Raw genomic sequence first — 14880 nt, 5'->3', positions numbered from 1 at the left:
TCACGCAAGTCCAGCGGTGTAGGTCGCGAAAATATAAACAAGGGGAATGATAAAAAGAATGCTGTCAAAGCGGTCTAAAATGCCGCCATGTCCAGGCAGTATCTTTCCAAAATCCTTAATTCCCATCTTACGTTTAATCATGGAGGCTGTCAAATCGCCGCACTGGCCCGCAATAGACCCTACAAAGCCGACTGCCGCGTATAAATAAACCGGCAGATCCATCTGAAAACCAAATTTCATAATGATGCCGTAAAGCACCATAAACACAGCCGAGGCGATTAAACCGCCAACTGCTCCGGCGATGGTCTTTTTAGGGCTTATCTCTGGCGCCAGCTTGGTTTTACCGATGGCGCGCCCGACAAAATAGGCCGCCGTATCGGTTGAAAACGCAATGACAAAAACCATCCACATATAGTAGATGCCCAGTTTAATGTTTTCAAACATCATCAGATAACCAAACAGCACTGGAATGTAAATCAATCCAAAAAATGTTATAATCCCGCGGTAAATATCTGTTTTTCCATTTAATATTTCAAAACAGAATACAATGATCAGAACGACCATCAGAGTTGGCATCAGCGAATAATAATCCAGCTTCATCGATACCAGAATGATCACACTCAAAATCTCAACAAAGGGCAGGCTGATTTTGTTCTCAAGCTGCCGGTTAAAGGCGTTTGAGAATTCAATCAAAGCAACTCCAGAAAGCACGAGACAGGCCACAAAGAGAAAGTAACCACCCAGATAGAGCAAACCGAAAAGAACCGGCAATCCAACAACCGCCGTCAATACTCTCTTTTGCATCTCAACCTCCTGCCTAAGCCGTGCCGAAGCGTCTGTTTCTCTGCTGATAAGCCTCTATCAGCTTATAAAAGGCATCGTCGTCAAAATCAGGCCACCAGATATCATCAAAGAAAAACTCCGTGTAAGCGTTCTGCCAAAGCAAAAAATTGCTGAGCCGGCTTTCACCACCTGTCCGGATCATAATATCCGGATCCGGCAGATCTCTTGTATACAGATGGGCTGAGATCATCTCCTCAGTCACATCCCCCGGCGCTGTCCCTTCTTCCATGATTTCCCTGACTGCATGCACAATTTCATCCCGTCCGCCATAATTTAATGCGACGTTTAAAATCAAACCGTCATTGTCCTTTGTCAGAGACTCCGCGTTATCCGCTGATTTCTGGACATCCTTTGGCAGACGGCTTTTTTCACCGATGATCCGAACCTGTACATGGTTGCGGTGCAACTCTGCGATTTCCTTCATAAAATATTCGACAGCGATCCGCATTAATCCGTCGACCTCTTCCTGACTGCGCTTCCAGTTTTCTGTAGAAAAAGCGTATACTGTCAGTATCTTAATTCCCATATCAGAGGCCAGGTGTACCGTGTTGTGTAATGCCTTCATCCCGGCATTATGGCCAAACAGCCTTGGTTTTCTGCGCTGCTTTGCCCAACGGCCATTGCCATCCATAATAATGGCAATATGCACTGGCATATTTTCTTCTGATATATTATAGTCTTCTATTCCCATGTCACACCTCATTCATTGTATCTTGTAACATTATAATCTATTTGATCCCTTTTGTAAATTAACAGTTCGGACAGATTGATAATTTATCTTTTGTTTAAGCTTCAAAATAAAGTTAACATTCAAAAACCATTGCCTATATAGAACAAACCTTATTATATTAATGTTATACTTAATAAAAAATATGTTATTTTTTATCCAAGAGCTCTTTACATTTTTCGTAAAACGTGCTATATTATACAATATAATTCTCATTTTCACACATTTCCCAAAGGCCTCTGGTATTATACCAGGGGTTTTTACTTTATCGGGCATTAAAAAAATGCCCCGAGAGGCATTCTTTTACCCGCTAAAAAATTGGACCGTTTAAATGCAGACCACATTCTTCGTTTTCACAGATCCAGTCTTTCCCATTGCCATTTACTTTAGCGCCACATACCGGACAAATGCCGACACCGCCTTTTGGCCAGGTGAATTCCGTAAGCTCCATTTCCAGAAATTCAGTTGGCGCGTCCTCACCCTGTACCTTGACAAATTTCAAAATCGGCTTCTTTCCTAACATATTAAGCATCTCCTCACTAAACAAATTTATAAGCTAAGTGTAGCATAAACCCCATAGTCATTAAAGATAAAATGTAAGCGTGTTATGTGTTTTTTTTACCAAGGTGCCTGATATTATTCTTCCTTACGCACCGCGAATCTTTTGATGATGGCTTCGGCCACCCGCAGTCCGTCACAGGCGGCACTGGTGATTCCACCGGCGTATCCTGCCCCTTCTCCGGCAGGATAGAGCCCTCTAAGCGCACTCTCGTAATCCTCGTTTCTGAGAACACGCACCGGTGATGAGCTTCGGGTCTCCACGGCTGTAACGCACGCGCTGTCTGAGTCAAACCCCTTTATCCGTTTTCCAAATACGGGTATGGCTTCTCTCAGAGCTTCCACGGCGAAATCCGGCAGGCATGCTGCCACCTCCGGCCCCCTTCCAGTATTATCGCGAAACTCTCCAAAGCTGCACCTCGGCGGCGCAAACCGGCCGCCTCCATATTCAAAGGCACGCCGCTCCCAATACTCCTGAAACTCAACGCCTGCCAAGACATCCTCTGACGGAAAATCCTCTGTCCGGACGTCTACCAGAATCCCGGCATTGGCAATGCCGCTGTCACGCTTTCGGTTACTCATGCCATTGACACAGACCATACCCGGCTGTGTGGAGGCGGTCACCACCTCACCGCCAGGACACATACAGAAAGAGTAAACCCCCCGGCCATTCTGCGCGCGGCAGGAAAGCTTATAGCTTGCCGGAGGCAGACCGGCTTGATCACCGTACTGGGCCTGATCAATGATACGCTGGGGGTGCTCCAGCCGTACCCCAATAGACAGCGGCTTCTGCGCCATCGGAATCCCCATATCCTTTAAAGTGCGGAACGTATCCCTCGCAGAATGTCCTAAAGCCAGCACAACAGCATTTGTGCGGTGCTGCCATTTCTTTTCTCCTGTCTTCAGCGCAACGGACATCAACTCGCCATTCTCATTTTCTTCAAGGCCTGTCATTTGCGTGTTAAAATGAATTTCTCCGCCTGCGGCCTCAATGCGTTTTCTCAATGCCACTACCACCTTACGTAGAATATCTGTCCCGATATGCGGCTTTTGAGAATAGGCGATGTCTTCCGGCGCACCGGCTGCCACAAAGGAAGTGAGCACCTGATGGATATGAGGGTCTTTGATTCCAGTGGTCAGCTTGCCATCGGAGAAGGTTCCGGCTCCGCCCTCTCCAAACAGCACGTTGGATTCAGGATCAAGCCTTCCTTCTTTCCAGAAAGCATCCACATCGGCCACACGCTGTTCCATGGGGCAGCCCCGCTCCACAACAATGGGTGCATAGCCTGCTTCAGCCAACGAGAGTGCGGCAAAAATACCACATGGACCAAAACCAACCACCAAAGGCCGTCCCATCAGCTTTTTTTCTCCCGATATAATGGCTTTTGGCCTTAAATCCGGCGCCGGTGATACTCTTTTTTTCCCACGCGCAGGGAGCTTTCCAGCATATTTAAAATCAAGGGTGATCACACGGTGAATATCTTTTTTCTTCCGGGCGTCCAAGGATTCCTTGCGGACAGCAATGTCCGATTCAGCCAGTGTTCCATGACGAAGGCCGCAGGCTTTTTCCACCTTTTCAGGCAATACACTCCAGTCCTGATCCAGTTCCAGACGGATATTGGTGATTCGATAATTATACATGATGATCTCCTTGCAGGATAGCAGCTACTGCTGCCTCAGCGGCACAGCGCCCCGTATTAAAAGCATGATCCAGATTATAACCGCCGCAGGGGCCGTCGTAATCCAAAATTTCTCCGGCAAAATAAAGACCCGGCACTATTTTTGACGCCAGTGTCTTTCCATCCACCTCAGCGGCTGCGATACCACCCGCTGTGCACTGGGCCATCTTAAAGCCCATTGTGGAAACCGGCTTAAAACGCAGACGATGCAAGTGCCCATCAAGGGCAGATATCTCGGACACTGAAAGCTCTGACAGCTTTCTTTTTTCCTTTATGTTCGCCTGCTTAAGCAGCAGGTCTGCCAACGGCGGCTTGATAATTCCTGATACAGCGTCTACACAGGCTTTCTCCCCAAGCACCGTGTCCCGGCGCCATGAAGAAAGCATTGCGGCAAAGCTTCTTTCCGGTGCAAGGTCAAGAACGATTGTATAAGGTTCAAGCTTTTCCTCACCCAGATATTTTAAATAGCGGCTCAGATTAAAAACACAGATCCCTGAAATGCCATAATCCGTAAACTGCACCTCGCCATGCTCTGAAAAGACCACCTTATCACGGCAGATCAGGCTCAGCTTTCCCTTTACCCGGATGCCTTTTAAGGCTTCGGGCAGGTCCTCACAGCAGATCCCCGTCAAAACCGGCAGTGTTTTTGTCACATGATGCCCCAAAGCCTTTGCCAATGTATACCCGTCGCCACTACAGCCATAGGCAGGCCCCGCCTTTCCCCCAGTCGCCAAAATCACTGTTTTTCCCAAAAACAGTTTTTTCTCTGTTTCTACGGCAAAACATCCTTTCTCAACCGAAATCGCTCTGACTGGAGCGTTGGTCTGGAGCTTCACGCCGAGGACCTTCAGCTGGTCTGTGAAAATCTCTGCCACACCCGGCGCGCTTTCTGAAAAGGGGTAGACTCTTCCTTCGCTGTCCTCCCGCGCAGGAATTCCCAGTGACTCAAAAAAAGCAATGGTGGACGGCGCTGTCGCAAGCGCGGTATTGGTGATATTACAACGGCCGTTTCCTGTGGCTCTGAGCTTCTTGCCTGGTTTATCTTTTTTTTCAAGCACTGTGACCTGCATAGACGGGGCTGAGCGTTTGGCTGCGACCGCCGCCGCCAGGCCGGCCGCCCCGCCGCCGATAATAATGAGGTCGTTCATATATTTTTCCATGATCATTCACCTGTCTTTAATAATGTAATATTATACCTATTTTTATAAAACGGCGCAAGGAAACCTGCCGCCTTCCTTTTAAAATAAAAAGCTTCAACGCACTCTGGAGCACACTGAAGCTTTTTAATCTTTTTTTAAACTCAAATTTCATCTACAAATCGGTAGCCCACGCCCACCTCAGTCAAAATATACTTTGGCTCTGCGGGGTTTTTTTCAATTTTCCGGCGGATGTTTGCCATGTTTACCCGAAGTGTCTGGTTTTCGTTGGTATAAGGTCCCCATATATCTTTAATAATCTGGTCATAGGTAACCACCTTTCCGGGATACTGGGTCAAAATCTCCAATATTTTATACTCGATAGGGGTAAAATGGACTGGATTATTATTCAGGGTGACCAGTCTTTTATCAAAGTCAATGGTCAGGTCTCCTACAGAAAAAATTGTGCGCTCCGGTACATCCACCGTTACCTGCTGATGGCGCATAGCTGTACGGATACGGGCCAGCAGCTCCGAAGTCCCAAAGGGTTTGGTGATGTAGTCATCTGCTCCCAGATCAAGCGCCTCAACCTTTTCACGCTCATGGCCCCTTGCTGAAACGACAATAATCGGTATGCCCGACCATCCCCGGATCGTTTTTAAAACCTCTATGCCGTCCATATCTGGGAGACCAAGATCCAGCAGGATTAAATCTGGGCACCGAGAGGTAAAAAGCTCAAGGGCTTCCTTCCCGTCTCTGGCCTCCACAACACGGTAATTATTAACATCGAGAACAGTGGATATAAAATTCCTTATTCCCTTTTCATCCTCAACCAAAAGTACTAGTGCTTTATGACTCATTATTGTCATCCTCCTCCACGGGCAGTTCAAAACTGAATTCCGCCCCGCCTTCCTGTTTATTTCTAGCTTTTAATGTTCCGCCGTGGGCGTCAACAATGGATTTGCATATGGTCAGACCAATCCCCATGCCACGGCGCGAATCACTGCTTTTTTCTTCATCGCCCATGTAGCCCTCAAAAATGTGTGGCAGCATGGTTTCGGATATTCCCTCTCCATTATCACCCACGATAAAACGGGCTTTTTTTCCTAAATTCTGCACCTTTACATCCAAAACAGGATGAGAGCCTGCGTATTTTATGGCATTTTCCATCAGGTTAATCATGACCTGCTCAATCAATGTGCCGTCCATCGATACCATCAGAAGCGTATCAGGCACCTCAACCTTAATATCCGTATGGTCAAACCGCTTGCGGATAATGGCGACGGCCTCGCCGACAATCTCCTCCACCGCCTCGGGATGCTTCTTCAAATCAACCTTTCCCTCGCCGATTCGCGTCACCGAGAGCAGGTTCTCAACCATACGGATAATCCACTCAGAATCGTCCTTGATATCCCGCAACAGCTTTTTCTGTGTAGAGATATCCAATTCTCCGATATTTTCAAGCAGCGCTGAGCTGGAGCCTAAAATGCCGGTCAGCGGTGTCCGCAGATCATGGGAGATGGCTCTGAGAAAATTGCTCCGCATCTTTTCCTTTTCTGTTTCCAGCCGGGCTTTTCCCTGTTCATCAGAAAGCCGCTGCCGCTCAAGGGCCATGGCAACCTGTGATACGATCATTTTTAAAAACGCCCGCCGTTTTGGCGGAAGCATTTCCTCGACACAGGAAATGCCAATGACGCCTAAAACCCTGCCCTGCGAAACAACCGGCATATAAAAGCCCTTTGCGCCTACCAGCGTATCTGTCCCATTTCCGGCGGCCTTTTTATTTTGGAAAACCCAGTGCGCCACTGCCTCTTCCTCCTTGGACTGCATGAAAGCGCCGCTTGTCTCCTCTGGTCCCTGCATAAAGGTTCCGCGGTTCTTTTCATCTGGATTCTGCGTATAGAAAATAACGGACCGCTCAAAAATAGAGGTCAGGGATTCGTTGGTGAGCGTCACAATATTCTCCAGCCCGCGGGTAATCAGCAGCTTTTTGCTCAGCTCATAGAGAATCTCAGTACGCCTTTCATTCATCACTGCCATTTTGGCCTGAACCTTAATCCCATTGGTTAACGCACTGGTCATCAACGCTACCAGAAGCATGACAATAAAAGTCACCGGGTAGGTGGGATTGGTGGCGTTAAAGGTAAAGTAGGGCTCTGTAAAGAAAAAATTAAAAAGCAGTACACCAAAAACTGACGCACATATGCCATATAAATATCCAACGGTTAACCTGGAAATCACCAAAATCGAGAGAAGATAAACCATGATAATATTCTGATCACCCAGATTAAGCTCCCTGAGTCCAAATGAGATCGCGGTTGCCAGTACCAGCGTCAAAACCGTTTTTCCAAAATCCTTCAATGAAAAGTGCAGGCTCAAAATTCGCTTACTCAGCCAGCTAAGCCGCTTTTTGGGGATACCGCCACTGGTTTTCTCGGCCTGGCTGTCCGGCACAATGTGTATCTCGATGCCAGGATTCATGCTTAAAAGCTGATCTTCCAGATCCTCTTTAAAGGGATTGGGCTTGTTTCTTCCCTTGCCGATCACAACATTGGTGATTCCGGACTGCTTGATATACTCTGATATAACCATGGCCATATCATCGCCCTGCATGGTGACAATCTCTGCCCCCAACTGCTCGGCCAGGTTCATATTATCCTGCAGGTTCTTGCGCTCGCTGATATCCGCATAGGTCCGGTCTGAGGTTTTGACATACAGCGCTACCCACGGAATATGGAAAGCGTCGGCTATTCGGGCTGTGGTCCGTATACAATGCGCTGAGGACGGCGACGGCCCTACGCATACCAGCATCTTGGAAAACGGCACCTTTTTCTTTTTATTCCCAGCGCCGCTGACAATGCGGTCCGCTGCCTTACGCATAGCGATTTCACGCAGGGCGTTCAGATTCTCAACGGTAAAAAACCGCCTTTTCGCCAGATCGGCCTTTTCCGGCGCGTAGACCTTGCCCTCCTCAAAACGCTTCAGAAGCTCCTCGGGATCAATGTCCACCAGCTTGATTTTATCTGCTTTGTCAAAAACATAATCCGGCACGCGTTCATGTACGATGATCCCGGTAATACTTCCGACCACATCGTTCAGGCTTTCAATATGCTGGACATTGACTGTGGTATATACGTCAATTCCCGCATTCAGCAGCTCCTCAATATCCTGATAGCGCTTTTTATTGCGGAAGCCCTCAGGATTGGTATGGGCAAACTCATCAACGATAATGACTTTTGGTTTTTTTTCCAGCGCCTTATCCAGATCGAAATCTCTGAGGGTAATACCCTTGTAATCCACTACCTGAGGCGGAATTGCTGGCAGGCCCTCAAGCATCGCCATGGTTTCTGGCCGGGTATGTGGCTCCACATAGCCTACCAGTACGTCCACACCCTTCTTATAAAGCTGCTGGGCCTCCTCCAGCATCGCATAGGTTTTACCCACACCCGCGCAATAGCCAAAAAAGATTTTCAGATGTCCAATACCCTCTTCATCTTCTCGGCTGCGCCGTTCTTCCTCATTTATTTCTTTTAGTAAACGTTCCGGATTTGGACGTTCATCCTGAAAATCCATATTTTACCTCCACTATGACATTGTCTCTCTTTTATCTCTCAATATATCCTCCAACGTCTCAAAGGATAGAGCTTCCTCTATCCCTAAATACTATCATAGACGATTATTCTGTTTCAATACCATCAAGTGCTAAATTTACTTTTAACACATTGACTGTCGGCTCACCCAGCACGCCAAAAGCACGGTCTTTCGTGTTGGCAGTAATGATTTCTCTCACCTTTTCCTCACTGATGCCCCGTTCTCTCGCGATGCGTGCCACCTGGTACTCCGCCCCTGCCGGGGTGATTTCCGGATCATAGCCGCTGCCGCCCACGGTGACAAGCTCCATTGGAATGTCTGCGCTATTCTCTGGGTCCAGCCCATGCCACCAGTCGATTCTTTCTTGAACCAGCGCTTCCTGCTCATCGCCAACCGGGTTTAGGTTTGTGGGTGTTCCGTCATTCCAGGGTCTGCCAATCAAATATTTGGGGTCTGTAAAAGGCTGGGCCAAAAACTCAGAACCGTATTGTACCTCCTGCCCATTGCTCGTTCCAGTAATCATACTTCCATTTGCTTTATGGTTAAACAAAAGCTGTCCGATACCTGTACACACGAAGGTATAAATAACCCCTGTAATAAGCGTCAGTATCAAAAATCCGACAACAGCTGGCCTCACTACCGATTTATTTTCAGTCATTTTACTCACCTCACACTAAACCGCAAATGGTCAGAAGCATATCAATCAGCTTGATGGCTATAAAGGGCGCGATAAGCCCTCCCAGCCCATAGACCAGCATATTGCGCCGCAGCAGCTTTCCGGCAGGCTGCTCCTGATATTTAACCCCTCTTAAAGCCAGCGGGATCAATGCGACAATGATCAGCGCGTTATAAATGATGGCCGAGAGCATGGCGCTGGTACCGCTGGTCAGCCCCATAAAATTCAAGGCCGAGAGCTGAGGATAAATGGCAAAAAACAGAACCGGAATAATGGCAAAGTACTTGGCCACATCGTTGGCAATGCTGAAGGTCGTCAATGACCCCCGGGTCATCAGCAGCTGTTTTCCGATCTGCACGACTTCTATCAGCTTGGTGGGGCTGGAATCCAGGTCCACCATATTCCCAGCCTCCTTGGCAGCCTGTGTGCCAGTATTCATGGCAACAGCTACATCCGCCTGGGCAAGTGCCGGGGCGTCGTTGGTGCCGTCACCGGTCATGGCAACCAGATAGCCCCTGGACTGGTAATCCTTGATTAAATCAAGCTTGGTTTCCGGTGTGGCCTCAGCCAGAAAATCATCTACGCCCGCTTCAGCCGCAATGGCCGCGGCCGTCATGGGATTATCACCGGTGATCATAATGGTTTTAATACCCATTTTTCTCAAATCATCAAACCGTTCCTTAACGCCGTTTTTTATAATATCCTTCAGGTGGACAACGCCCAGCACCTGTCCGTTTTTAGCCACTACCAAGGGCGTACCGCCCTGGTTTGCAACATTTTCAACAATCTTTTCACATTCATCCGGATACGGATAGCCCTTTACCATCACATACTCTTTTATGGCGTCTGCCGCGCCTTTCCGGATAACATTATTATTATAATTGATCCCGCTCATGCGGGTTTTGGCTGTAAACCCCACAAAATCCGCGTTCAGCTTTTCCATATCCCGACCCCGGATATTGAATTTCTCCTTGGCCAAAATCACAATACTGCGGCCTTCTGGCGTTTCATCTGCCAGAGAAGCCAGCTGTGCCGCATCGGCCAATTCTTCTTCACTCACGCCTTTTACTGGTAAAAATTCACTGGCCTGGCGGTTTCCGAGGGTGATGGTACCCGTTTTGTCTAAAAGTAAAACATCCACATCGCCTGCTGCTTCAATGGCGCGGCCGCTCATTGCCAGCACGTTAGCCTGGTTCAAACGGCTCATACCCGCAATCCCAATACAGGAAAGCAGCGCGCCGATGGTGGTTGGCGCCAGGCAGACCAGTAAGGCGACAAGGTTAGTGATTGAAACCGCTTCGCCCTGTCCGCTCTGCGCCGCGGCAAATCCTGAAAATGGAAACAGCGTAATCGTAATGGCCAAAAATATAATGGTCAAGGTTACCAGCAAAATCTGAAGAGCAACCTCATTGGGCGTTTTCTTTCTGGAAGCACCTTCTACCATGGCGATCATTTTGTCCAGAAAAGTTTCACCTGCTTCGGCTGTTACACGAACCACCAGCCAGTCCGACGCCAACGAGGTGCCGCCTGTCACAGCGCTCCTGTCTCCGCCCGATTCGCGGATTACCGGAGCCGATTCTCCGGTAATGGCACTCTCGTCAACTGACGCCGCGCCAATGATAACCTCGCCATCCATTGGAATCTGTTCTCCTGCTTTTACCAGAAAAATGTCGTCTTTTTTTAGTTCAGAGGCCCTGACCTCTATATAATCAGCGTTAGCATCCGCTGTTTTCAGTTTTCTCGCCATTACATCTTTCCGGCTGCTCCTCAGGCTTTCTGCCTGAGCGCGACCTCTGCCCTCCGCCAGTGCTTCGGCAAAATTGGCAAAGAGGACTGTCAGCCACAGAACAACAGTTATGGCCAGCGTATAGCCACTCTGAGCATCACTGATACCAAAGAGTGACAGAATAAATAAAACGGATGTGAGTATGGCTCCGAGGTATACAACAAACATGACAGGGTTTTTGATCTGCACGCGCGGTGTTAATTTTTTTAAAGACTGGACAAGAGAGTCCTTCATAATGTCTTTGTTAAACATACTTTTTTTCTTCATTTTCTCACCTTTTCACATCATAGCATGGTAAAGTAATCCGCAATTGGGCCGAGGGCCAGTGCCGGCAAAAAGCTGAGCGCACCGAGGATCAGGAAAACACCGATCAGCAGCCCCACGAACATGGGGCCTGTGGTACTGAGTGTACCATCGCTTTTGGGCACTGCTTTCTTTGACGCCAGATTTGCGCCAAGGCAAATAACTGCTGCCATCGGAATAAAACGTACGATCAGCATTTCTGAGCCGATCATTACATTGTTAAACACGTTATTGGCCGCATAACCCGCGAAGGCACTCCCGTTGTTGGCCCCGCCGGAGGTATAGGCATAAAGGATTTCCGAAAATCCATGTGCTCCGCTGTTCGTCAGCCAGTCAGATGCCTGAGGCATCATGGTGGCAATGGCCGTCCCCCCCAGTATGAGCAGCGGCGGGACCAGAAGGATAACACAAGTCATTTTCATGTCATAGGGCTCTATTTTTTTACCAAGGTATTCCGGTGTGCGCCCAACCATCAGCCCCGCGATAAAAATCGCGAGGATCGCAAAGGCCAGCATTGCATAAAGTCCTGACCCAACGCCGCCGAAGATAATTTCCCCCAGCTGCATCATAAACATAAGAAACATTCCGCCAAGCGGCGTAAAGCTGTCGTGCATTGAGTTCACCGATCCATTGGAGGCTGCTGTGGTGGTTACCCCCCAGAGCGCTGAACCGCCCGCTCCAAACCGAACCTCTTTCCCTTCAATGCTGGCAGAAGATTCTACATTATTGAACTGCGGGCCAAGATTGTATTCGCTCATGGTGGTCAATGTTAAAGCCACAATAAATACCAGCGTCATGGCAATCAAAATACTCCGCCCCTGCTTACTGTCCTTTACGGCTTTTCCAAAAGTAAAGCATAGAGCCGCCGGAATGACAATGATCGCCCAGCATTCCACAAAATTAGAAATCGCCGTTGGGTTTTCCAGCGGAAAGGCGGAGTTAACGCCAAAGAAGCCGCCGCCGTTTGTACCCAGCTGTTTAATGGCAATTTGACTTGCTGCTGGTCCCAGAGGAACTATTTGAGAACCGCCTCCCTGCAAAAACGCTGCCTGAGCGTATGGCGCCAGTGTCTGCACAACGCCCTGGGACATCAGAATAATGGCAACGATCAGGGATAGCGGCAGTAGCAAATACAGAACTGTCCTTACCAGGTCACACCAGAAATTCCCGACCGTTTTTGATTTTTTGAGGATGAATCCTCTGATCAAGGCAAACAAAACCGCAATCCCAGTTGCCGCAGATACAAAATTCTGAACCGTTAATCCAAGAAACTGTGACAAATAGGAAAGTGTTGTCTCACCGCTGTAGGCCTGCCAGTTCGTATTGCTTACAAAGCTCGCCGCAGTATTATATGCCAGATCCCAGCTCAACCCCGGCAATCCTTCGGGGTTAAAGGGAAGAAAGCCCTGGCACATCAGCAACGCGGTTAAAAAGAGCAAACCGAAGAGACTGAACAGGAGGGTGGCAATAGCATACTGTCTGCCGCTCATTCCTCTGTTCTCGTCAACACCCATTGCTTTGTATACGCAAAGCTCCACCGGTCTTAAAAAACCTAGAAATTTTATCTTTCCGCCTTCCATAATTTTATAGGTCAGTTTTCCTATAGGAAACCCAAGCCCTATAACAGCGACGAGAAAGATGATATCCTGAATGAACGCGCTGCTCATAAATTTTCACCTCTGAATAAGACATAAAACAGATATCCCATTAATCCTAATCCGAGAACACCAGTGATGATCGTTATAATTTCCATAACACTTCTTCACCCCTTTCGATGTTAGCATTATACCCGCGCCGAAATAAAGATAGTGTAAAGAAAGTGTATATTGCCATTAATGTTTCGTTACGATTGTCCCACCACATAAAAAAGAGATGAAAAGCACTCTTTTCATCTCTCTTTTTCAGGCGGATAAAGCATTTTCATTTTTTTGATTTTTAGAAAGGACAGCCTGCTCCAACACCAGCGTGACCATCCCAATAACCCTGCCATTCTTGCAGATCACCTCTGTTTTATGGCCGAGTGTGCGGGCTGCTTTTTCTGCCAGTATACAGGCATCTGGAAACGCGTGTCCAAGCGCCAGAAAATAATTCTGCACAGCGTCGGCGCTGCCCTTCCTTATAATATTTCCATCAATATTTACACCGCTCAGGCCTGTTTTATCATTATAACCAACCCACCTGCAGCCGGTATTTTTAAAAATGGCATCCGCATTAGGGTAATGCTGGCATACTTGTCTATAAACTGCCTGTCCCATATCGCTGTTGTCGTCTTTATAGCATAGCGCTGTCATAGCCGCCAGCTCTTCCAGTTGTGTTCCGGCAAAAGCCTGACAGCTTACCTGCCACTTACTTACCTGTTTTGTGATTGCTTTTTCAGTAAATTCCGCATTCATTTTTACCCTCTTTTCCACCACATCCTGTGGCTTCTCTTTTCAGCTTTTATTATATTCAAAAGCTCATAAAGGTTTTGTTAATAAATGCGTATTTTGAATCAAGGTTCTGTAAATTCCAGTGTGTACTGGCCACCATGGTTCCCCTCATCAAAGACAAAAGTATCCTCCATCCCTTTTGTCGCTACAATACGGTTGTCCGTTGTCACAAAAACAGCCTCAATTCCCTCCGTTTCACGAATATAAGTCATGGCCTGGTCCAGCCCCATCACAAAGAAAGCGGTTGACAGCGCATCGGCATCGGCCGATGTATCTGTTATCACTGTGACCTGGTGCAGGCCTGACTCCGCAGGGTAGCCTGTTTTAGGGTCCAGAATATGGTGATACCTTTTACCGTCCGGCCCGATAAAGTAGCGCTCATAATCCCCTGAGGTAACAATGGAATTATCCCTCTCTCTTAAAACACCAAGGGTCGACGCATCACTGATGCTGCCGTTGCTCAAGGGGTCTTCAGGGTCCTCCAGACTCACTGTAAAGGGCTCTCGGTTTGACTTGCCGCCGATCAGTACCACGTTACCGCCAAGATTAATAATGGCCCGCTCTACACCCTCCGATTGCAGCACCGCCTTTACCGCATCGCCGATATACCCTTTGGCAATGGCCCCAAGGTTAATCTTCATTCCCGGTTCTTCCAAAAACACTGAATGCGCGGCTTCATCCAGCACCACCTTTCGGTAATCCACAAAGGCTTTGGCCGCATCAATAGCGGGCTGCTCAGGCACAACACCTTCTCCCGGCGCTTCAATTTTCCATAAATCCACCAGCGGCCCAATGGTGATGTCAAAAGCGCCACCTGTCTTTTCGCTGTACTCAAGCCCTTCTTTTACAGCATTAAAGGTATCCTCCGACACCACCACAGGCTCCTGGCCGGCGGCGGCATTGATTTTAGAAATCTCACTGTCCTCTGAAAAAGCATTAAGCTTGTTGTCAAGCTCACGGATCCGGTTAAAAGGTTCTTTTAGAATCCCTTCATCCGACTGTCCATAGGCTGCGATGGTGATCACTGTATCCAGCGCAAAATCCGTACGGGTTACCACCTTTTCCTTTCCACAGCCTGCCAGGCTCACAGCCACCACGCACAAAGCCATCAGCAGGCCGGCCACTTTAATGTATTTCCTCTTCATAGCGTCT

Annotated in this window: 13 protein-coding genes; all 13 read right to left on the bottom strand. The window is 48.2% G+C overall.

The annotated features are described in order from the left end of the window. A complete protein-coding gene (locus tag FYJ53_RS07225) occupies positions 1-804 on the bottom strand; it encodes a phosphatidate cytidylyltransferase (protein ID WP_013379877.1) in 804 nt (267 codons plus the stop codon). Between the two features lie 13 nt (positions 805-817). Beyond that, positions 818-1534 (bottom strand): isoprenyl transferase, encoded by a 717-nt coding sequence (locus FYJ53_RS07220; protein ID WP_013379876.1) that lies wholly within the window; start codon positions 1532-1534, stop codon positions 818-820. Positions 1535-1880: 346 nt separating this feature from the next. Next, positions 1881-2093, bottom strand: a complete 213-nt coding sequence (locus FYJ53_RS07215; RefSeq protein WP_013379874.1) for a hypothetical protein — start codon at positions 2091-2093, stop codon at positions 1881-1883. A 113-nt stretch (positions 2094-2206) separates the two neighbouring features. Further along, entirely contained in the window at positions 2207-3769 is a 1563-nt protein-coding gene (locus tag FYJ53_RS07210) for an NAD(P)/FAD-dependent oxidoreductase (protein ID WP_013379873.1), read from the bottom strand. Continuing rightward, complete coding sequence (locus FYJ53_RS07205; protein ID WP_013379872.1) at positions 3762-4967, bottom strand: aminoacetone oxidase family FAD-binding enzyme; 1206 nt, start codon at positions 4965-4967, stop codon at positions 3762-3764. Before FYJ53_RS07205 ends, FYJ53_RS07210 begins: the two co-directional genes overlap by 8 nt. Positions 4968-5107: 140 nt before the next feature. Continuing rightward, positions 5108-5803: a response regulator gene (locus FYJ53_RS07200; RefSeq protein WP_013379870.1), complete on the bottom strand. Its 696-nt coding sequence runs from the start codon at positions 5801-5803 to the stop codon at positions 5108-5110. Then, a complete protein-coding gene (locus FYJ53_RS07195; protein ID WP_013379869.1) occupies positions 5793-8516 on the bottom strand; it encodes a sensor histidine kinase KdpD in 2724 nt (907 codons plus the stop codon). The genes FYJ53_RS07200 and FYJ53_RS07195 overlap by 11 nt, the downstream gene beginning before the upstream one ends. Positions 8517-8619: 103 nt before the next feature. Then, positions 8620-9192, bottom strand: a complete 573-nt coding sequence (locus tag FYJ53_RS07190) for a potassium-transporting ATPase subunit C (RefSeq protein WP_073382432.1) — start codon at positions 9190-9192, stop codon at positions 8620-8622. Positions 9193-9202: 10 nt separating this feature from the next. After that, a complete protein-coding gene (gene kdpB / locus FYJ53_RS07185) occupies positions 9203-11263 on the bottom strand; it encodes a potassium-transporting ATPase subunit KdpB (RefSeq protein WP_073382434.1) in 2061 nt (686 codons plus the stop codon). Positions 11264-11280: 17 nt separating this feature from the next. Continuing rightward, the gene (gene kdpA, locus FYJ53_RS07180) at positions 11281-12966 is read right to left on the bottom strand and encodes a potassium-transporting ATPase subunit KdpA (RefSeq protein ID WP_013379866.1); all 1686 of its coding nucleotides are present in this window, start codon (positions 12964-12966) and stop codon (positions 11281-11283) included. Continuing rightward, a complete protein-coding gene (gene kdpF, locus FYJ53_RS21790) occupies positions 12963-13052 on the bottom strand; it encodes a K(+)-transporting ATPase subunit F (protein ID WP_073382438.1) in 90 nt (29 codons plus the stop codon). The genes kdpA and kdpF overlap by 4 nt, the downstream gene beginning before the upstream one ends. Positions 13053-13200: 148 nt before the next feature. After that, positions 13201-13692, bottom strand: a complete 492-nt coding sequence (locus FYJ53_RS07170; RefSeq protein ID WP_013379865.1) for a hypothetical protein — start codon at positions 13690-13692, stop codon at positions 13201-13203. Positions 13693-13790: 98 nt separating this feature from the next. Continuing rightward, a complete protein-coding gene (locus FYJ53_RS07165; protein ID WP_013379864.1) occupies positions 13791-14873 on the bottom strand; it encodes an FAD:protein FMN transferase in 1083 nt (360 codons plus the stop codon). Positions 14874-14880 lie beyond the last annotated feature (7 nt).

Source organism: Eubacterium sp. BL-380-WT-2B (assembly GCF_009696115.1).
Lineage (GTDB): Bacteria > Bacillota > Clostridia > Eubacteriales > Eubacteriaceae > Eubacterium > Eubacterium callanderi.
Note: the sequence above shows the minus strand (reverse complement) of the source record. Positions and strands in the feature narration are given on the sequence as shown.

Excerpts from the sequence above, each read along its gene's own strand:
- kdpB (WP_073382434.1), bottom strand. The coding sequence starts at position 11,263 with ATGAAGAAAAAAAGTATGTTTAACAAAGACATTATGAAGGACTCTCTT.
- kdpF (WP_073382438.1), bottom strand. The coding sequence starts at position 13,052 with ATGGAAATTATAACGATCATCACTGGTGTTCTCGGATTAGGATTAATG.
- kdpA (WP_013379866.1), bottom strand. The coding sequence starts at position 12,966 with ATGAGCAGCGCGTTCATTCAGGATATCATCTTTCTCGTCGCTGTTATA.
- FYJ53_RS07205 (WP_013379872.1), bottom strand. The coding sequence starts at position 4,967 with ATGGAAAAATATATGAACGACCTCATTATTATCGGCGGCGGGGCGGCC.
- FYJ53_RS07200 (WP_013379870.1), bottom strand. The coding sequence starts at position 5,803 with ATGAGTCATAAAGCACTAGTACTTTTGGTTGAGGATGAAAAGGGAATA.
- FYJ53_RS07225 (WP_013379877.1), bottom strand. The coding sequence starts at position 804 with ATGCAAAAGAGAGTATTGACGGCGGTTGTTGGATTGCCGGTTCTTTTC.
- FYJ53_RS07190 (WP_073382432.1), bottom strand. The coding sequence starts at position 9,192 with ATGACTGAAAATAAATCGGTAGTGAGGCCAGCTGTTGTCGGATTTTTG.
- FYJ53_RS07165 (WP_013379864.1), bottom strand. The coding sequence starts at position 14,873 with ATGAAGAGGAAATACATTAAAGTGGCCGGCCTGCTGATGGCTTTGTGC.
- FYJ53_RS07220 (WP_013379876.1), bottom strand. The coding sequence starts at position 1,534 with ATGGGAATAGAAGACTATAATATATCAGAAGAAAATATGCCAGTGCAT.
- FYJ53_RS07210 (WP_013379873.1), bottom strand. The coding sequence starts at position 3,769 with ATGTATAATTATCGAATCACCAATATCCGTCTGGAACTGGATCAGGAC.
- FYJ53_RS07215 (WP_013379874.1), bottom strand. The coding sequence starts at position 2,093 with ATGTTAGGAAAGAAGCCGATTTTGAAATTTGTCAAGGTACAGGGTGAG.
- FYJ53_RS07170 (WP_013379865.1), bottom strand. The coding sequence starts at position 13,692 with ATGAATGCGGAATTTACTGAAAAAGCAATCACAAAACAGGTAAGTAAG.
- FYJ53_RS07195 (WP_013379869.1), bottom strand. The coding sequence starts at position 8,516 with ATGGATTTTCAGGATGAACGTCCAAATCCGGAACGTTTACTAAAAGAA.